15 protein-coding genes and 1 other RNA gene are annotated in these 20,544 nt (G+C 39.9%); 15 read left to right on the forward strand and 1 reads right to left on the reverse strand.

Translation table 11 applies throughout. From position 1 onward, the window contains the following. Nucleotides 1–192: 192 nt before the first annotated feature. The gene (locus tag EO125_RS08970; RefSeq protein WP_127148596.1) at nucleotides 193–4,125 is read left to right on the forward strand and encodes an autotransporter outer membrane beta-barrel domain-containing protein; all 3,933 of its coding nucleotides are present in this window, start codon (nucleotides 193–195) and stop codon (nucleotides 4,123–4,125) included. A gap of 330 nt (nucleotides 4,126–4,455) precedes the next feature. On the opposite strand, the gene ssrA is transcribed toward EO125_RS08970, so the two are convergent. Further along, nucleotides 4,456–4,797: a transfer-messenger RNA gene (gene ssrA / locus EO125_RS08975) on the reverse strand. A gap of 129 nt (nucleotides 4,798–4,926) precedes the next feature. Here ssrA and sigH point away from each other — a divergent pair. The 14 genes from sigH (at nucleotide 4,927) to EO125_RS09040 (ending at nucleotide 20,408) form a co-directional block, all read left to right on the forward strand. Beyond that, nucleotides 4,927–5,571, forward strand: a complete 645-nt coding sequence (gene sigH / locus EO125_RS08980; RefSeq protein WP_127148597.1) for an RNA polymerase sporulation sigma factor SigH — start codon at nucleotides 4,927–4,929, stop codon at nucleotides 5,569–5,571. A gap of 19 nt (nucleotides 5,572–5,590) precedes the next feature. Continuing rightward, nucleotides 5,591–5,827, forward strand: a complete 237-nt coding sequence (secG, locus tag EO125_RS08985; RefSeq protein ID WP_127148598.1) for a preprotein translocase subunit SecG — start codon at nucleotides 5,591–5,593, stop codon at nucleotides 5,825–5,827. Between the two features lie 57 nt (nucleotides 5,828–5,884). Further along, nucleotides 5,885–8,143 (forward strand): ribonuclease R, encoded by a 2,259-nt coding sequence (rnr, locus tag EO125_RS08990; RefSeq protein WP_164726499.1) that lies wholly within the window; start codon nucleotides 5,885–5,887, stop codon nucleotides 8,141–8,143. 2 nt (nucleotides 8,144–8,145) lie between these two features. After that, nucleotides 8,146–8,610, forward strand: coding sequence for an SsrA-binding protein SmpB (gene smpB / locus EO125_RS08995; protein ID WP_127148600.1), 465 nt, complete (start codon nucleotides 8,146–8,148; stop codon nucleotides 8,608–8,610). A 251-nt stretch (nucleotides 8,611–8,861) separates the two neighbouring features. Beyond that, nucleotides 8,862–9,689, forward strand: coding sequence for a PHP domain-containing protein (locus EO125_RS09000; protein ID WP_127148601.1), 828 nt, complete (start codon nucleotides 8,862–8,864; stop codon nucleotides 9,687–9,689). A gap of 9 nt (nucleotides 9,690–9,698) precedes the next feature. Further along, a complete protein-coding gene (locus EO125_RS09005; protein ID WP_127148602.1) occupies nucleotides 9,699–10,556 on the forward strand; it encodes a hypothetical protein in 858 nt (285 codons plus the stop codon). 1 nt (nucleotide 10,557) lies between these two features. Further along, nucleotides 10,558–11,868, forward strand: a complete 1,311-nt coding sequence (miaB, locus tag EO125_RS09010; RefSeq protein ID WP_127148603.1) for a tRNA (N6-isopentenyl adenosine(37)-C2)-methylthiotransferase MiaB — start codon at nucleotides 10,558–10,560, stop codon at nucleotides 11,866–11,868. Nucleotides 11,869–11,883: 15 nt separating this feature from the next. Then, nucleotides 11,884–14,484 carry a DNA mismatch repair protein MutS gene (mutS, locus tag EO125_RS09015; protein ID WP_127148604.1) on the forward strand — a complete coding sequence of 867 codons (2,601 nt, stop codon included), beginning with the start codon at nucleotides 11,884–11,886 and terminating at the stop codon, nucleotides 14,482–14,484. Next, on the forward strand, nucleotides 14,484–16,502 hold the full coding sequence (gene mutL / locus EO125_RS09020; RefSeq protein WP_127148605.1) for a DNA mismatch repair endonuclease MutL: 2,019 nt from the start codon (nucleotides 14,484–14,486) through the stop codon (nucleotides 16,500–16,502). The genes mutS and mutL overlap by 1 nt, the downstream gene beginning before the upstream one ends. Before the next feature lies 1 nt (nucleotide 16,503). Next, nucleotides 16,504–17,283 carry a class I SAM-dependent methyltransferase gene (locus tag EO125_RS09025; RefSeq protein ID WP_127148606.1) on the forward strand — a complete coding sequence of 260 codons (780 nt, stop codon included), beginning with the start codon at nucleotides 16,504–16,506 and terminating at the stop codon, nucleotides 17,281–17,283. A 1-nt stretch (nucleotide 17,284) separates the two neighbouring features. Then, entirely contained in the window at nucleotides 17,285–18,217 is a 933-nt protein-coding gene (miaA, locus tag EO125_RS09030; RefSeq protein ID WP_127148607.1) for a tRNA (adenosine(37)-N6)-dimethylallyltransferase MiaA, read from the forward strand. Nucleotides 18,218–18,354: 137 nt separating this feature from the next. After that, a complete protein-coding gene (locus EO125_RS09035) occupies nucleotides 18,355–19,596 on the forward strand; it encodes a methionine gamma-lyase family protein (protein WP_127148608.1) in 1,242 nt (413 codons plus the stop codon). 76 nt (nucleotides 19,597–19,672) lie between these two features. Then, nucleotides 19,673–19,843: a hypothetical protein gene (locus tag EO125_RS09895; protein WP_164725935.1), complete on the forward strand. Its 171-nt coding sequence runs from the start codon at nucleotides 19,673–19,675 to the stop codon at nucleotides 19,841–19,843. Between the two features lie 187 nt (nucleotides 19,844–20,030). Next, complete coding sequence (locus EO125_RS09040; RefSeq protein ID WP_127148609.1) at nucleotides 20,031–20,408, forward strand: hypothetical protein; 378 nt, start codon at nucleotides 20,031–20,033, stop codon at nucleotides 20,406–20,408. Nucleotides 20,409–20,544: the final 136 nt, after the last annotated feature.

Genomic DNA, 20,544 nt, shown 5'->3' on the forward strand with positions numbered 1-20,544 from the left:
ACGCAGGATTCTTTAGTGACGAGGAACCCTCTTTTAAAGCTAGGTAATTATTTTTCCAACAAAAACTTGACACCGTCCTGTTATATAGACTACTTGCCAGATAGGAAGGATACTTGTAAAATGATAATAAAAGATATGAATCATCTTCGTGGAGTTAGGATGTATGATATGGATATAATGGGGAGGAAATAAATGAAATTACGTGAATTAGTGTTAATGTCCCTAGCCTTACCGGTGCTGGTGCAGGTGCAAGGGTATGATGGGACTACGCATACAGTCAATCAGTGGAATAGTGTGGATATTGAGTCTGGTACGGTAGTAGAAGATACTGCCAGCACTCGTCGCTATGAACTGAGGTATCAAGATGGTGATGTTCTAGGTACAAAGGCGAGCCAGACTACTCCTGGGGGTAGTACGATTACAGATATTATCCATGCTCATAATATGACGGCTCCTGGTGATGCAAGAACGAAACCTATTACAGAGGCAACCATTGTGTCACCTGGTACACTACACCTCATCCATGTGGATGATGGAAGTACCATTTCGCATCAGAATGGAGTAGAGATATATAATTCTAACAGTTCTGCTGTGGAACGGTCGGAAACAAATGTGACCTTTGATACGAAGGCTCATTTTGATATCACCACCCACGAGAACTATATTTTGCCCTACTACCCGATCTTTAGTGTTCTGGATGTGACTGGACAAGGGAACTCTTCTGGGGATGTGACGAAACCTGTGGCATCTGCGCATTTCAAGAAAGCTGTGGATATGAATATTAACAGCAATACGGAAGGCACAGGTGGAGCTAGTGCAGAAGACAATGCGAGGAGCCCTTCCAATCGTATTAATGGTGTGTTCGCTCAAACGAATCGAGGTGGTGAAAGTCATATTCACTTTGATGATACGTTGACTATGGCATCAACGAACTACAAAGATGGTGTGGGAATAACCCACTTGCGACTCGAAAATAATGGAGAAAATCGCTTTCACAAGGTATCGGAAGCTAATTCGATTACAGATTTTACAAAGGGCGGCTCGACGGCTACATTTAATGGTAATATAACGAGTACCATGACGAATTCAAATATTGCAGCACTTCGGTTTTTGAGTATCACGAATCACAATGGGGGCATGCATGTCAATGCCAATCAAGGAGTTACATCTACTATTACGAATCATACTACATCGAACGATGTGGTCACGATCAATGTATCCAGTACGACTCGTGACAATGGCTTCAGTGATACGAACTTGAAAGGGGACACAAATCTGAACACCACTGCGGATGCTGGTTCTGTGTGGGGACTCTACGTCAATGGAGAGTCTAAAGGTGAGAATCGGGTGGCTTTTACAGGGGCAAATACTACGATTGCAACTACAGGTAAAAAATGGACCTATGGTATTGATGTCAGTGCTAGTGGAGAGGCAAAGAATAAGGTTACTTTGCATAATGCGAATGTGACCACAGCATCTACCTCACCTGAAAGTAATAGTGCCTGGACCTATGGTGTGCGAACTACTTCGGATACGGGTGATACGACGATTACCTTGAAAGATAGCAAGGTTACTACCTCTTCAGCCTATGTGGCAAGAGGCATTGATATTGCAGATGAAAATAAGGGAAAGAATACCATTAACGTAGATACTACAATGATTGAGACTACGGCTAAGTTTGCCTATGGTATTAATGTACTTAGCAATAGTAATTCCAAGTCGGCAGGTGATAATATCCTACGATTCAGTGGAAACTCTGCTATCAACACGACTGCCACTACGACTGCCTATGGCGTTCGTATAGAGAAAAATAAATCCAATACTGGTGCTGGTACGAAAGTAGTGACTGATGTAGGGAGTACTGTGACCGTTAATTCCCAAAGTAATGGTACTGCCTACGGGATTTCCACAGTGCATAATGCGGCTGCGAACAATACTTCGTTCACCCATGATGGTAACGTTACTGTGTCTGCTCAAGGGAATGTGGCACATGGCATCTATTCTGTGAACAAGGCCAATGATAGTAAGATTATATCTACCTATAACAAGGATATAACTGTATCTGCCCAAGGGGCTACAGCCAATGGTGTATATTATGAAAGTACTGGCCCTAATGCTGAAATTACATCTACCTATCATAAGGATGTGAATGTAGCTGTGCAGGCAACTAATGGTAATGGTATGTACTATAAAAATAATGGATCGGGTAGTACGATTAGTTCCACTTATGATGGCTCTGTGAATCTAACCGTTGGAGGAGCAACCACTGCAAATGCGATTAATCACGATGTATATGCAAGTAATAGCACGACTCGAAGTACTTTCAATGGAGATGTGAATATTACTATGGCAGGCCCTGGTGTTCAAAATCGTGTGGTATGGATTAGAACGAAAGATGGTGTAACTGATGCCAAAAATGAAGCTATCTTTCGTAAAAAATTGACCATTGCTGGTAGTTACAGAAATGGAGCGTTATTATCTACTGGGGATGGGTCCCATATTACAGTCACTGGTGATGATGATGTGAAAATAAGTGGGTCTGTATTCAGTGCCGCTAAGGGTGTGGTTGATCTCAATTTGATGACAGACAAATCGTTCTTGGTAGGTATGGCTGATAATTTGAGTGCTGTAAATCCTGCGAATAAGGGCACAGTGAATATGAAGATGGCGAATCAAAGCAACTGGGTTAATTTAGGAAATTCTGTGGTGGATACCTTAGATATTTCTTCTGGAGCCACCATTGATTTTCTGGATAAAGATCAAGTTGCCTCGCTGGTTGTCAATGATTTAAAAGGTAGCGGTGGCATTTTCAACATGCAAGGGGATGTGAAAACTGGTGTTGCAGATACTATTTCTATCAAACATAGCAGCTCTGGCTTACATTATATTAATTTTGAAAATGCTGCCAATGCGAAATCTACGGGACATGAATATTTAAAATTGATTGAAAGTGCAGGAGATGAAGCGAATCTGAAGGCTACTTTCAAGTTGAAAAATACTAATGAACGTGTACCTATTCCGAAAGATGCAACTGGTACACAGAATGATAAGGCTGTTGTAGAACGTGGTGCCTATCTGTACACGTTAGGGCGTGCCACTGACGCGGAAGTGGTGTCCATTGGGGATGGTAATCGGAATAATTGGTACTTGTACCCAGTGAAAGATAATGGAGGTAATTCTTTAACGCCAGGGGCGAAGTCTGGTGTGAGTATGGGAGATGCTCTATATCAAATGAATTTAGTATCTACCAGTACCTTGGTGCAACGATTAGGAGAACTTCATTTGACGAAGGATATGCCTCATTCGCATGATTTGTGGGCAAAGCATGTGCGAGGACAATATAGAACTACTAGACAGGGACAGTCAGGCGAATTTAAAAATGATTACTGGGGTCTTCAAATGGGCTATGATTGGTCGAAACCGAGAGGAGAATGGTTACATTATGTAGGGCTGGCATTAGGATTTACACAATCGGTAGGGACCTTTGAAGGCTATAGTGGGTCCAGTGGATTACATGGCTATAACATGAGTGCCTATTCGACTTGGGTGAACAAGAATACCAATGTATATGTAGACCTTGTAGGCAAGGGAACACGATACGGTGGAAACTATAGTATTACGAATTACTCTGGTGAACAAGTACGTGCTACTGATGTGAATAGTACCTCTTACCTGATATCTGCAGAAGTGGGTAAACGTATATATGGAACAGGTGGTACACATGCGGGATGGTATGTGGAACCAGAAGCACAATTGACGTATTCTTTCACTCATGGATATAATTTCACCACATCGAATGGATTGCAGATTCGTACGGATGCGACACGGAGTTTAGTGGGTCGTGTGGGGCTACGAATTGGAAAAGATCAAATCCGTGGTACTGGTGTAAGTCCTTATGTAAAAGCCATGTACGAACGAGAGTTCCTTGGCACTGGTACATACCATTTCAACCACGTTAGCACGGAACAGGTAGTTCGCAAGGGCGGATGGTTTACCTATGGACTAGGCGTAACCTATACGAGCCCAAATAAAAATCATCATGTGTACTTAGAAGCACAACGAAGTAGCAAACATGGGATGCAACAAATATGGCAGATGAACCTAGGAGTGCGGAGTCTGTTCTAAGTTTGTTCATGATTGCGGTATCACTTTTAGATAGTGTTGGGTGTGCCTTATATACTGACCTACCATGCAAAATTTGCCCATTTTTAAATAAAAATTAAATATAAATCAATTCATTCTCAATGGAAATGCGATAATAAAGCCATATTCTCACATCGAACCCCGTCACGCATTTTGTGAATTTCGAATGGGCAAAAAATGGGCAAAAATACATAAACTATACGAACACTTGCGAACATAAAAAAGAAATAAAAATAACAAAAACCGCTTATTCATCGTATTCGCGAACACTTGCGAACACTTACGAATAAGCGGTTATTTTATATTGTATTGTGGTGGAGACGAGGGGAGTCGAACCCCTGTCCAAACATGTTGCCCCCTAGACCTCTCCGAGCGCAGTTGATGTTTTACACTTCGGATAGTGTTTGGACACCAACAACCTAAGCTATCCTAGCTCATGAGATTTAACTAGATCTAATTGAGCAGATAGAACTAGCTAGCCCGTAGTTTGACGCCACATCCCTCTCCACGGGCAAGAGAAGGTGTGACGTAGCTTATGCAGCTAATGCAAAATTTTCTTCTGCGTTTAATTTAAGGTTCACTGATTTATGGTCGAGTGAGACACCAGCTCGCTTTCTAAGATACATCCATACCTGTCGAAACCTTTACGTCCCCATATGTAATTATTGTCTTATAATTATATAGATATATTCTATGAAAGTCAAATGTAAATATGTACTTTTTTATGTAGATAGTGTATACTATTAAATATCATTCCTAGTACAGAGTCACAGGAGGAATCCTATGTCCTATGAAACAGAAAATGTAGCGGAGTTTGATCGCTTTACCTCTCTTACAGATGAAGAGATTGTTGCCATTTGTCAGGAGGAAAACAATCATCATGCTACTGATTATATTGTACAACGATATAAAAATTTTGTTCGATCTAAAGCTAGGTCCTATTTTTTAATGGGCGCTGATAAAGAAGATATTATACAAGAAGGTATGATCGGTTTATATAAAGCGACACGAGATTTTAATCAAGACCATGAGATTAGCTTTAAAGCATTCGCTGAATTATGCATTATACGACAAATCATATCTGCTATCAAGGGAGCCAGTCGTCAAAAACACATCCCCTTGAATTCATATATCTCTTTAAATAAGCCAGCCTATGATGACTCAGAACGAACACTTATTGAAGTGTTAGAGACAGAAAAAAATTTAGATCCCCAAGAAGTCGTCATCAATAGAGAGCAATATTCTCTGATTAAGGAAGTGATGGAGGCTGTTCTTAGCCCTCTAGAGTGGGATGTATTACGTGGATATATGGATGCCAAATCCTATCAAGAAATGGCAGAAGAACATCATCGTTCTGTAAAATCTATTGATAATGCATTGCAACGAGTAAAGAAAAAAATAGAAGTTTACTTCGGTCATAATCGTTGATACAGAAAGGAAGAGATTCATGAGAGATTTTCTAATGGCAGTTGAAATTATTATTTCTATTCTTTTAATTGTGGTAGTAGTAGCACAAACTGGTAAAAGCGCAGGTATGGGTGGTGCCGTTTCCGGTGCAGCAGACTCCGTATTTGGTGGTAAAGAGCGTGGCGTAGATGGATTCTTATCCCGTTGTACTGTGGTTCTTGCTACCTTGTTCGTATTAGTTAGTTTAGCCTTAGATTTGGCGTTAAGTTCTTATTAATGAATAGAAAAATCCTACCCTATGGTAGGTTTTTTTTATAGATACATGAGAGGTATTATGAGAGACGAAATATTACAGTTTTTACAGCAAATTTCACCCGATGCATACCATATCGATGATATTCCCTATATTTTGGGATATAAAGGAGAGCAATTACAGGAGTATTTTACCATTATACAATCTTTACAGAGTGATGGGCTAATAAAGATAAAACATGATGACTATGTATCTCTTATTCATACGCCAATTCATGTAGAGGAAGATCCCATATTAATCGGTACATACAAGGGAAGTGCAAAGGGGTACGGGTTTGTGGTACCCGATGATGAAACACAGGAAGAAGTCTACATTCCTCAAGGGGAATCTAAATATGCTATGCACGGAGATATTGTAGAGTATAAAGTATTGCAAGATGGGAATACTAGAAAAAAAGCTGAAGGCTATGTACTACGTATTATTGAAAGAAAGACAAATCGCATTGTTGGTATCTATGAACGACATACCTATAACGGATTTGTTACACCGCATAATGAACGCATTGGTCAAGATATTTTTGTACCTCTTACATCTACTATAGAGGTTAGAAGTGGAGCTACTGTCGTTGTTGAGATAACCGCATGGCCGGATAAGGACCATAAGGCAGAAGGTAAAATCATTGAAATTGTGGGTGATCATAATACGCCTTCCCTAGATGTATTATCTGTAATAGCTCATTTTGAATTGCCTACAGACTTCTCGCCAGAAGTGCAAGAAGAGGCAAAGCAGATTTCTTTTGATGTTACAGAAGAAAAGAATAGATTAGATTTACGACATGTGCCAATGATTACCATTGATGGAGAAGATGCAAGGGATTTAGATGATGCTGTTCATGCAAAGGTATTGGAGAATGGTAATATTCAATTAGGCGTGCATATTGCCGATGTAAGTCATTATGTACCAGTAGGTTCAGCCATTGACAAAGAGGCTTATGCTCGTGGTACTAGTGTATATCTCGTAGATCGGGTCCTTCCTATGTTGCCCGTAGAGCTATCTAATGGTATTTGCTCTCTCCAAGCACAGGAAGATCGATATGCTATGTCCTGTTTGATGGAAGTAAATCCACAAGGCGAGGTAGTGAACTATGAAATTACTCCGTCTATCATTCATGTTACACGTCGGTGTAGCTATAAGGAAATTTATCAAGCTTTACGGGAAGATACTATTCCTGATGATTTAGAACCTTTAATGGACATGGTAAAGACCTTAGAAACATTGACGTATCAATTAATGGGAAGGCGTCAACGAGTGGGGGCGATTACCTTTGATACACCAGAGTACAAGGTGCTATTAGATGAAACTGGTGTGCCACAACGGATTATTAAGAAGGAAAAAACCATCGCAGAAGGGCTTATTGAACAAAGTATGCTATTAGCTAATGAAACAGTGGCAACATTTCTTAGTGAACAATTAGACACGTCATTATATCGTATTCACGAAGCCCCAAAGGGAACGAAACTTGAAAAACTTATCGCAGTATTAAATCATGCTGGGATTCCTTTTGATTTACCAGAAGAATTAGAACCTAAATATTTTGAGGAATTATTGCAATCTGTAAAAGGCCAAGATATTGAACCAGTAGTACAAATTATGGTGCTACGGACTATGCATCAAGCTAAATATAGCTCCCAAAACATCGGTCATTTTGGACTAGCTTCAAAGGCATATACACATTTTACATCGCCTATTCGTCGATATCCAGATTTAATCATTCATCGGCTCCTACGCTATGTGTTACAAGGTAAGCCTAAGGCCTTTGAAATGATTGCAGATGATGTCTATTTGACAGAGGCAGGAGAACATTGTTCAAAACGGGAACAAATTGCCACAGCAGCTGAACGACACACTTTAGATATGAAAAAAGTGGAATATATGTCTCAATATGTGGGGGAAGCTTTTGAGGGACATATTAGCTCTATTACTCATTTTGGTATGTTTGTAGAAATTGAACATGGTGTAGATGGTCTCGTTCCATTCGCTATGATGGATGATGATCATTATGAATTTGATGAGAACCATTTTGTAGCCTATGGAAAGCGAAAAGGGAAAGAATATCGTCTAGGTACCCCTGTAACAGTGACTCTGATTAAGGCGGATAGAGAAAAACGTGCCATTGATTTTCTCATTGGAGAAGTTCAATATAATGGTAGTTATTTGAAAGAATTGCAAAAACTTTCACAAGCCAAAAAAGGGAAGAAGAAAGGACCCAAAAAGCGTAAAAAACAGAAGAAACAAGGGGTACAGAAGAGTGTCAATAAGAAAGCGAAAAAGAGGAAATAATAATGGCGAAAGAAGGAAATTTATTAATAGCAGATAATCGTAAAGCTCGTCATGATTTTCACATTCACGAAACCTATGAAGCAGGTATTGCTCTTACAGGAACGGAAGTGAAGTCTATTCGAGCTGGACGCATCAATTTAAAAGACAGTTTTTGTCGTATAGATAAAGGTGAACTCTTTTTATACGGAGTTCATATTAGTAAATACGAGCAAGGAAATCAGTTTAATCATGAACCAGAACGGACTCGTAAACTACTAATGCATAAACGAGAAATTCATAAATTACTTGGACAAGTGAAAGAAAAAGGATATTCCTTGATTCCTTTGAACTTTCATTATAGTCGTGGATATGTGAAAGTAACTGTAGGGTTAGTGACTGGCAAAAAGAATTACGATAAACGTCAAGATATGGCAGAACGAGATGCGAAACGAGATATTCAACGCCGTATGAAAGAACAGCTGCGTTAGTTACCATATCCAAATGTAAGTATAGGACGCAATACAAGTGCATCTCATCTATAGGATGATATGTATGAGAAGTATTGCGTCCTTTGTTGTGCGTAGAGATATAGACACGTACCATAAAAATATTTTCGTACGTAAAACGTTGCGTAGGATGCAGTAAAAGTATCAATTATCTATAGACGTGGTAGGTAACTTTTATCTACATATATGGTATAATAAAATGATACTTAATAGATTTGAGGAAAGGAGATTCTATGTTAGTCGATTTCCACATGCATACGAATGTATCAGACGGTACGTATATGCCAAGAGATTTGGTGGCATTAGCAAAAGAGAAACAAATACAGGAGATATCTATTACAGATCATGATGAAGTAGGTGCTTATGGGCAATTAACAAGAGATGATAGAATGGGAATTCAAATCTATCATGGTTGCGAATTTAGTACCTATTACCATGAAAAGGAAGTGCACGTATTGGGTTATCAATTTTCTTTAGACCATCCGGAACTACAGGACTATATTTCACATTTTAAAGAAGTACGACGTTCTAGAATTCATAAAATGGTAAACAAATGTGCGGATGCAGGCTATGATATTTCCTACGAGGAATTAGTAAATACATTCACTGATGCTGTGTCCTTTGGGCGCCCTCATATTGCACAATTACTCATTGCTCACGGCTATGTGAAAACCGTAGGGGAAGCCTTTGATACAATGTTAAACCCTAATGGTCCTTGCTTTGTACCAAAGGAAAAGTATGCCCCACAACAGGCCATTGATTTGATTCATCGTGCTGGTGGTATCGCTGTGTTAGCCCATCCTAAATTAGTGGAAAATGACACCTATGTACATGGATTATTAGAATTGCCTTTTGATGGTGTGGAGGTCTATCATTCTAGTCATACTGCCGAGGATAGTGCTAAATACCATCAATTAGCCGTTGATAGGAGATTATTAATCTCCGGTGGATCTGACTTTCACGGCATACAAGATCGGTTCCCTGAAAGTATCGGCCTTGGTGAATATGAAATACAAAGTGAGTGGGTAGCAGAATTTATGAAAGCCTTACAAGGCGCATAGAGGTGTAGTATGGATGTAATCGCATTTATTGGCCCTAGCGGAACAGGTAAAAGTCATAGAGCATTAGTGGTGGCCCATGAACACCATGCATCTTGTATCATTGATGATGGAATTTTAATTCATAATAATCGCATTGTAGGTGGTTTTTCTGCAAAAAAAGAAGAAAATCGTATTAAAGCAGTTCGACGTGCTATCTTTCAGGACAAACAACAGGTAGAAAGTGTACGAAAAGCCTTGGATGAGATTCAACCAGAACGTCTTATGATTCTAGGCACATCGGAAAATATGATTGGAAAAATTACAAAAGCCCTCGGCATCCCTGGGCCTTCTTATTATATCCATATTGAAGATGTAGCTAGCCCTAAGGATATTGAAAAAGCACAACATGCTAGATTAAAAGAGGGAAAACATATTATTCCCGTTCCATCCGTGGAGTTAAAACCTCACTTTAAAGGCTTTTTAATCGACCCTATTAAGTCGTTCTGGCGCAGAACTAGATTGTCTACGAAGCAAGACGAAGGTTGGGAAAAATCTGTTATCCGTCCAGCTTTCAGTTATTATGGCAAACTAGTTTTTGAAGATGCAGTCATCCAAGCACTCATCCAAAATAGCATTGAAAAATCCCCAGGCGTGACAGATGTGCGCAGTATGGATATCAAAAAAAGCAAGGAAGTCACCAATGGTTTAATCTTACAAATTGATGTTACCGTTATGCTTGGATTTGTGGTCAAGGAAATCATGGATACATTGCAAAAAACAATACGTCAAGAAATAGAATATATTACAGGCATGTCCATCGAGAGACTTGCTATTAAGGTGGGTGGCACCATTGAGCCATCAAAAGTAAAATACAAACATAAGGAGTAATATGAAGTCATACTATATTTATACATATGGTTGCCAAATGAATGAAAGTGATTCAGAACGATTGGCCCATCAATTGGAATCTGTTGGATATGTGCCTACAGAAGAGGTAACTGTTGCAGATTTAATCATTTTAAATACTTGCTGTGTTCGCGAAACGGCAGAAAATAAAATTTATGGCCGTATTGGCGAGTTAAAGCATTTGAAAGAAAAGAATAAAAACCTAATCATTGCGATTACGGGCTGTATGGCACAGAAGAACCAAGCAGATATGTTTAAGCGTGCTCCTCACATTGATATTGTATTGGGTACACATAATATCCAACATATTAATGAAATGGTAAAAGAAGTGCAACGCACGAAAAAACGTCAAGTCAATGTAGAGATGGATAACACCGTGTTGCCAGAATTAGCGGCGAAACCAAATGGTACATTCTTTGCGTGGGTACCGATTATGAATGGTTGTAATAAGTTCTGTACCTACTGTATCGTACCTCATGTGCGAGGCCGTGAAATTAGCCGTCCTGTGGACTCCATTGTGAAAGATGTGCGTGAACTAGGTGAAAAGGGATTTAAAGAAATCACTTTGTTGGGACAAAACGTAAACTCCTATGGTTTGGATTTTAAAAATGGTACAGACTTTGGTACTTTAGTAGATGCCTTAGATGGTATCCCAGGTATTGAACGTATTCGCTACATGACAAGCCATCCACAAGATATGACAAAAGGCATGGTAGATGCCTTAGGTCGTTCGTCCAATATTGTGACACAATTGCATTTACCAGTGCAGTCTGGATCTGACAATATTTTGAAACGTATGAATCGTCATTATTCTGTGGAACAATATAAAGAGTTGTTGCAATATTGCCGTGAAAAAATCGATGGCGTTACAATCACAACAGATATTATTGTTGGATTCCCAGGAGAAACCGAAGAAGATTTCCAACAAACATTACAATTATTGAAAGATGTACGCTATGATATGGCATTTACTTTCATCTATTCCAAACGTTCTGGTACACCAGCGGCGGAATTTGAAGAGCAAGTGCCTGAGGAAGTGAAACGTGTTCGTTTACAAGCCTTGATGGATGTGCAAAATGAAATTTCTCTTGAGCTGAATCAAGCCATGGAAGGCAAGGTCTACGATATTATTGTAGAAGGACCTAGTCGTACTGATGAAAATATGTGGTTTGGTCGTACGTCCGGTAATAAAATGGTCCTATTCCCTAAACAAGACTCTCTAAAAATCGGAGACACTATTGATGTACGCATCGATAAAGGACAAACTTGGGTATTATACGGCACTGTATTATAGAAAGGAGTTAGCAGAATGGGCAAGAAACAAACGCCTATGATGGAGCAGTATTTTAGTATTAAAGCTCGCTATGAAAAGGAACTATTATTTTTTCGGTTAGGTGACTTTTACGAGCTTTTTTACGACGATGCTATCACCGCATCACGAGAATTGAATATTACCTTAACAGGTCGCAATGCGGGTGAAGAAGATAAAGCTCCTATGTGTGGCGTTCCTTTCCATTCTGCAGAATCCTATATTGAAAAACTCATCAGTAAAGGGTATAAGGTAGCCATCTGTGAACAAGTGGAAGATCCTAAAGAAGCTAAAGGGATTGTGAAACGTGATGTCATTCGTGTCATCACACCAGGGACCGTACTTAGTGAAAATGGTACGAAAGATGGAGAAAATAACTTCTTAGCCTTGACCTATGAAACAGGGGGCCAGCGCATTGTGTTGTTCACAGATATCACGACTGGTGAAGTGATTTGGGAACGCATGGATTGCGGTAGTGAAAGCTCTTTATTTGATGCTTTCACCATGTACCAACCAAAAGAGCTTATCTTAGCTGGTAGTAGTGAATTACCTACTAGCATCCAAGATTTTTTGACACGTCAAATGTCTGGCATAGCCCTGTCTCCGTTCACGCCTACAGAAACAATGGATAGTATTCTTCTGAAAGGTCGTGAACATTTTTCTGACGCTGGCTTGCTAGAAGAAGATGTATTAGAAGCCTTAGGATATGTGATTCTCTATTTGGAAGAGGTCATTAAAACAGATACGTCTCACATTAACTACGTGCATCAACTGTCTGTGGGAGACCGCATGATATTGGATACATCTTGCTTGCGCCATTTGGAGATTACCAGAAATGTTCGAGATGGATCTAAGAAAGGAACGCTCCTAGATGTTCTAGATAAGACATTAACCCCTATGGGAGCTCGTATGCTAAAACAATGGATTGAACATCCTTTGATGGATATCCATCGCATCGTGCGCCGTCAAATGGGGATAGGTGAGTCTATCGACAATCCGACCATGCGCAGTCAGCTCCGTTCTTTACTGACCTCTGTGTATGATTTTGAACGGATTCTAAGCCGTATAGAAACAGGGAGTGTGTCTCCTAGAGATTTTGCATCCTTGCGGGAATCTCTACGAGTATTGCCTATGATTCAAAAGGTATTACAAGAGTGTACCTCTAATATTTTACAAGACTGTCATAGTATGATTCACACCCATGATGACCTATGTGACCTATTAATACGTGCTATCGTGGATCAGCCGTCGTTGGCCTTGAAAGATGGTCATGTCATCCGTGATGGATACAGTGCAGAATTAGATGAATTGCGCTCCTTGGCTACCAATAGTCAAGAGTGGCTGCATCGCTTAGAAGAAGAGGCGAAACAAGCTACAGGAATTCGTCTTAAAACAGGATACAATAAAGTATTCGGATACTATTTTGAAGTATCCCAAGGGCAAGTGGGTCTCGTGCCAGATTATTTCATTCGTAAGCAAACCTTAACCAATGCGGAGCGCTATATTACGCCAGAGCTAAAAGAGTTTGAAATAAAAATGCTCAATGCAAAAGAGCAGATTCAAAAATTGGAATATTCCTTGTACCAAGACTTACGCTTAATAGCAAAAGAAAATATTAAAGAAATCCAAGAAACGGCTCGCGGTATTGCACAATTGGATGTCATCTTAAGCTTGGGGGAAGTGGCCTTTACTAATAAATATGTATGTCCTACTGTTGTGACCAATGGTTCCATTTCTATTAAAGATGGTCGCCATCCTGTCATAGAAACCTTGCTGAAACAGGAATTATTTATACCGAATGATGTGGTGTTGAACCATTCCGAAGAGGAGTTTATCCTCATCACAGGTCCAAACATGGCAGGTAAATCGACGTACATGCGTCAAGTAGCTTTGCTCATGATTATGGCGCAAATTGGATCTTTCATTCCAGCGAGAGAAGCCACCATTGCTCCTGTGGACAGAATTTTTACCCGCGTCGGGGCTAGTGATGACATTTCCACAGGCCAAAGTACTTTCATGGTAGAAATGAAAGAGGTATCCTATATCCTAGAACATGCAACGTGCAACAGTCTAGTCATCCTCGATGAAATTGGACGTGGTACTTCTACCTTTGATGGACTTAGCATTGCTCGTGCCGTGGTGGAACATATTTGTGAAACCATTCACTGTAAAAGCTTGTTCGCTACGCATTATCACGAGTTGATTGAATTAGAAGAGCACTATAGTAAACTGAAAAACTATACGGTGGCAGTTAAAGATAAAGGCAATGATGTTCTATTTTTGCGCCGCATTGTAAAAGGTGGGGCAGACCGCAGTTACGGAATCCATGTAGCTAAATTAGCAGGCCTTCCTAAGGCTGTCCTAGATAGAGCTAACACGATTCTATCTCATTTGGAAGATGGAAAAGTAGTATCGGAACCAGTGCCTAAGAAAAAAGAAAAACCAAGCGTCACAGGACCTCTATTCGGGAGTGGTGATTTATTTACACAACCTGTTCTGGATCAGTTATTAAAGCTAGACATTATGAGTATGACCCCTATAGAGGCCATCAGTGAATTATATCGTTTACAAGAAGAGGCGAAACAAGGAGGTGGCAAGTAATGCCAACCATTCATGTCCTAGATGAAACGACTATTAATCAGATAGCAGCCGGCGAAGTGGTAGAACGCCCTGCCTCTGTTATTAAAGAGTTAGTAGAAAATGCTATCGACGCAGGGGCTACTTCCATTGAAGTAGAAATTGCAGAAGGTGGCATCGAATACATGCGCATTACCGACAATGGGTGCGGCATGTCCGAAGTAGATGCACGCTTAGCTGTACTTCGCCATGCTACTAGTAAAATTCGCAGTGCCGACGATCTATACGACATTGCCTCCCTAGGGTTCCGTGGCGAAGCCATTGCTAGTATTGCCTCCGTATCTAAGTTTACCTTGCGTACACGTCAAGAAACAGATGATATGGGCACTCGGATCTATATCGAGGGCGGTCACATGGTTGATTGCGATCCCTGTGGTACCTCAGTGGGTACCACCATTGAGGTGAAAGATTTATTCTATAATACCCCGGCTCGTAGAAAGTTTTTAAAATCTACTCGTACAGAAGCGAATAAGATTCAAGATATGATTGGTAAATTGTCTCTTAGCCATAACCATATAGCCTTTAAATGTATTGTAGATACTCGAGTTACCATCATGACACCAGGAAATGGAAATATGGTGGATACCATCGCTGCTTTATACGGATTTAAAGTCAGTGAAGATGTATTTCCTATTGCTTATGAGGCAGAAGGCATCTATGTGGATGGTGTGGTCAGCAAACCGACGGTGCTAAAAAGTAGCCGTCAATGGCAGACGACCATCGTAAACCAACGTGTCATTTCCGATAAAGCTATCTACAAGGCTATCGATACGGCATACCATGCCCTATTGCCGAAAGGTGGATATCCCTTGGTGGTGTTACAAATCGTTGTACCTCCAGGGACCGTAGATATCAATGTACATCCACGAAAAAGTGAAGTGAAATTCTCAGACGATAAACCAGTTTTTAAAGCAGTGTATAACAGTATTTTACAAGCCTTAGAATATCCTACTCATCACAGGACTAGCCAGCAAGAAGAAACCATTGCTACAGCTATCGACTATGATAAAGTATTCACTGGACGTTCCCAAGGATTTACGGTGATGCGTGAAAAGACAGAGGCTCTCGTGGATACCATCCGACAAAAGGGATATACAGCTCCACAACGCACTGTGTATGAACAAAGCAATTTTAATGAATCACTAGATGTGAATGAAAACTTTGTGCCTAAAAGTTATACCCAAGAGGATAAAGATCGGTTCAGAACTATTCGTGAATCACGGCCTAATTTAGTACCAAGTTCTGTAGAGCCATATATAAACTATACTGAAAATGAATCCGTATCGAGATATTTAAGTGTAGCACAAGGTCTAGCAGATGATTCTCGTACTGGGGATGCTCTTGGTATAGATAGTTCCTATGATGCTGATCATGGTAATTCATATAATACTAATGCTAGTAAAACAGTAGTTAATCATGGATTACTTCCTATGGGCCAAGTAGCCTCTTGCTATATTTTGGCAAAAAAAGGCGATGATTTATACATTATCGACCAACATGCAGCACACGAACGTGTGCGGTATGACAAACTATGCAAATCATCCGAGTCCATTCCGATGCAGGAATTATTAATGCCTATGCACATGGATGTTAGCGAGGAAGAATTAACATTGGCGGAAGAACAGAGAGATGCATTATTAGACTTAGGATTCCAAGTAGACCAAGGAGGCCCCACATCCTTACGTATAGATGGTCATCCTGTGGATATTATTGAAAGCAAAGTTCCAGAAATATTACAATACATCTTTTCCTATATGCATGATCATCAAAGCCCAAGTGCGGCGCAATTACGTCATGAAATGTTGGCCTATGCCTCCTGTCGTGGAGCTATTAAAGCAGGACATAATTTAAACTTGGTACAAATTGATGCTTTACTACAAGATCTATTCAGCACAGAAAAGCCCTATGTATGTCCGCATGGACGACCTACAATCATTAAATTTACTCCAGACGAATTAGGAAAATTATTTTTACGGAGTTAATATGTATCTCATTAGCACAAGTTCAAAGACAAATGCATATCTCATTGAACAGGCTAAGGAACTAAGTCAACTCCTGCAAATGCCCTATGTGCCACGAAAGCATCAGTCCGTGGAAGAATTATTAGATACACATCATTGTGCGGGTGCCTTGGTAGTGACCAAGGAAGGTCCTTCTTTTGTAACAAAAGAGGGAATCCCTCATCAATTTCATCTGTCTATGGCACATTTGCGCTTGTTAGAAATCGACCGTGGACATACAGACCATCTGCTACGTGCCATCGGTTATGAAACGGTCACATCTGTTTTAGATTGTACCGCTGGCTTAGGTTCAGATAGTGCTGTTATCAGCTATGGTTGTCCACAGTTAACACGTCATACGGCGATTGAAGGACATCCTATTTTAGGGTATATCACCAATTATGGATTTCGACACTTTCAGCATAAAAATCCAAGTGTAACAGAGGCGTTGCGCCGTATTCAACTGGCCATTTGTAATTATCAGGAGTATTTACAACAGATAGAACCTAATCAGTATGATGTTATCTACTTGGACCCTATGTTTGAAAATCCTGTTTATGAAAGCCCTCAATTTCTACAGTGGCGTGGTCATTTACTAGAATCTAAAATAAGTTCAAACATTGTAGAACTTGGCTTGGAGAAATCGAAACGTTTGGTCATTAAAGAGCGCAAAGGCAGTCGTCTATTCAAAGATATTCCACCTATAGAGATGGTGGGTGGTAAATATAGTTCCATCGCTTATGGTATCTATGAAAGGAGGTAAGATGAACCAGTTAATCACTATTTTGGGACCTACTGCAGTAGGGAAAACAGCCCTTACCTTGCGGATGGCGGAAACCTTACAATCTCCCGTACTATCTGGAGATGCGTACCAAATCTATAAAGGGTTGACCATTGGCACTGCCAAGCCTACCCTTGAAGAATTGAACAGGGTGCCTCATTATTTCATCGATACACATGAGCCTAATGACTCGTACAGTGTGGCAGAGTTCAATACACAAGCTAACACTGTCATAGATGTCGTTAACAAGGACGGTAAGATTCCTATCTTATCTGGTGGTACTGGCCTGTATGTACAATCCTTGCTAGAGGGCTATGACTTTTTAGATGTACCTCGCAATGACAGTTTGCGCCTTGAATTAGATAAAATTTTTGATACCTCTGGATTAGAAGGTTTGCAAGCCTATGCCAATGAATTGGCTGAAAAAGAAGGTCTTACGTTACCATTTCAAGATAAACATCGCCTATACCGTGCAATCGAGTGTGTCTTAGCTGGTGAGGGACATGCTTTATTAACGCCATCAAAAGAAGGATTAGTCTTTCATGGTCCTGTCATCGGCTTAGAACGGTCCAGAGAAGAACTATACGAACGGATTAACCTTCGAGTAGAGTATATGGTTCGAGATGGCTTATTTGAGGAAGTAGAACACCTATTGGAATCTGGCGTGAAACCAGATTCACAGGCTTTCAAAGGCATTGGTTATAAAGAGATTATCCCTTACTTTCACGGTGAATATTCGAAAGAACGGGCTATTGCATTAGTCCAACAACATACACGGCAATTTGCAAAGCGGCAAATTACGTGGTATAAACGGATGCCGTATATTCAGTGGATTCATATTACACAAAATCGAAGTGAAGAAAGTATTTATGAGGAAGCTATGGAACTGGTTCAAGCTAGTTTAAAGATAAAATAACTAGAGTAAACTAGCGATGAATGATTCCTATACTTCTATAATATAGTTTAAGATTTTTAAATATGACACAGATATGTATAGTTAACGTATGAGGCGTATATATCTAAACTAGTTTTCTATAAATAGAAAGGAATAGAATGACTGTAGAAGAAATCCGTCAACAGGCTCTTGAGTTAGCTGAAAAAGAGTTCAAAAAATTTGAGCCTGTGGCGTTATATAATACAAAAAAAGTACTGGAAGCATTTAAAGAGTGCCAGCTTTCAGATTATCATTTTAATGGCACCAGTGGCTATGGTTACAATGATGTGGGTCGTGAGAAACTAGACGAAGTATTCGCTCACGTGTTTAAAGGAGAGCGTGCCATCGTGCGCCCTCATTTCGTGTCCGGTACTCATGCATTAGCCACAACCTTGCAAGCCATCTTGGGCAATGGATCGAAAGGGAAAGAGTTCGTCTATGCCGTAGGACAACCATACGATACGATGCAATCCGTCATCGGTGCGTCACGCCATGTGCCAGGATCGTTAAAAGAGCAAGGTTTCATCTATAAAGAAGTTCCTTTGGTGAATAACACCTACGATTTAGAGGGCATTCGCCAAGCTGTTACAAAAGACACTCGTGTAGTGGTCATCCAACGTTCTAGAGGGTATAGTACGCGAGAACCTTTATCTGTAGAAGACATTGGTATCATTGTGAAAGCTGTAAAAGAAATGAATCCTGAAACCATATCCTTTGTGGATAATTGTTATGGTGAATTTACAGAAACTAGAGAGCCTCTAGAAGTAGGAGCAGATATTATGGCAGGCTCCCTCATTAAAAATGCTGGCGGCGGTATTGCTCCTACCGGAGGTTACGTGGTAGGGCGAGATGACCTAGTAGAACAAGTGGGGTATCAATTAACGGCTCCAGGATTGGGTGACCATATGGGATCCTACGCGCCGGGATATCGCTTATTCTTCCAAGGATTATTCTTAGCACCTCATGTGGTATTACAAGCCTTGAAAGGAGCTGTTTATACAGCGGCAGTGGGAACCTTATTGGGATATGATGTATTTCCAAAAGTCGATGCACCTCGTTTTGATTTGATCCAAGCTATTAACTTACACGGACCAGAAGAAATGGAATACTTCTGCCGTGGCATGCAAGCCTATAGCCCTGTAGATGCTCATGTACATCCCATCCCAGGAGATATGCCTGGTTACGAAGATAAAATTATCATGGCAGGGGGCACCTTCGTACAAGGATCTTCCATTGAACTAAGTGCAGACGGACCAGTACGACCACCGTACACCATCTTTATGCAAGGCGGACTTGTATTTGAACACTCCATGCTAGGAATCTTGGGAGCAGCTGAGGAAATATTGAAACATAGAGGGTAATTAACTAATTTATCTGAAAGTCTATATAAGCATAAGATTTTATTATATACGCTATAATATTCATTAGGAGGGAATTATGCCAAGAGGTGGAGCCCGAGAAGGTGCAGGTAGACCATTAACTGGAGGAGAGCTTAGAAAGCAACGCCAATTAAGGGCTACAGAGGAAGAATGGCAAATCATTAGAGAGTTTTCTCAAATCTTGAAGAAAGACAAAGAACGAGCGAAACGGATGTTAGAAACAGAATAGGAATAAGGACGCTTAGAAATAGGCGTCCTTTTGTGTAGCATGAAATGTGATGATGATTTTATAAAAACGTATGTAGTAAGAAACAATGGTTAAATAACAGGTGTAGCAAATGTTTAGCTATTCTAATTTAGTTTATCAATATGATATGATGTATATATAAAGAGTGGTAAATTAAGGAGGGTTAGAAATGATTATGCAGAGAATAAAAGATAATTTTAATCCATATAAACCACTTTCACTAAAGGGTTATAATAAAAGTCTTGGATGGATAATGTTATGGTCATGGCTACTAGGGATTTCTGCACTTATTTTAGAAAAAAATGGAGCAGAGGTTGATATTATTGCTTTATTATTCGCCATCATCGTATGTGGCTCTCATTATATGCTGTTTATATTCACTATAAAACGGTTCAGAGCAATGAATATTCCAATCATTTGGGCAACAGCTATTTTTATTATACCTCTTCATCTATTATGTTTTATAGTAGCGGAGTCAAATGATGGCTTTATCATTAAGATGAGAAAAAAGTTAGGTTATTTACTGAAAGAGGATACCAATGCATGAAATTATTAAAACTACACTTCGTACGCTAGAAAGCTATGGCGCTGATGACGAGGATATGCTATTTTTGTTTTATAATTGCATTGGATTGATTCCATTATGCATATATTGGTTTAAATACAATAATAAAAGATATACT

It is taken from the genome of Veillonella sp. VA139 (assembly GCF_003992005.1).
Lineage (GTDB): Bacteria > Bacillota > Negativicutes > Veillonellales > Veillonellaceae > F0422.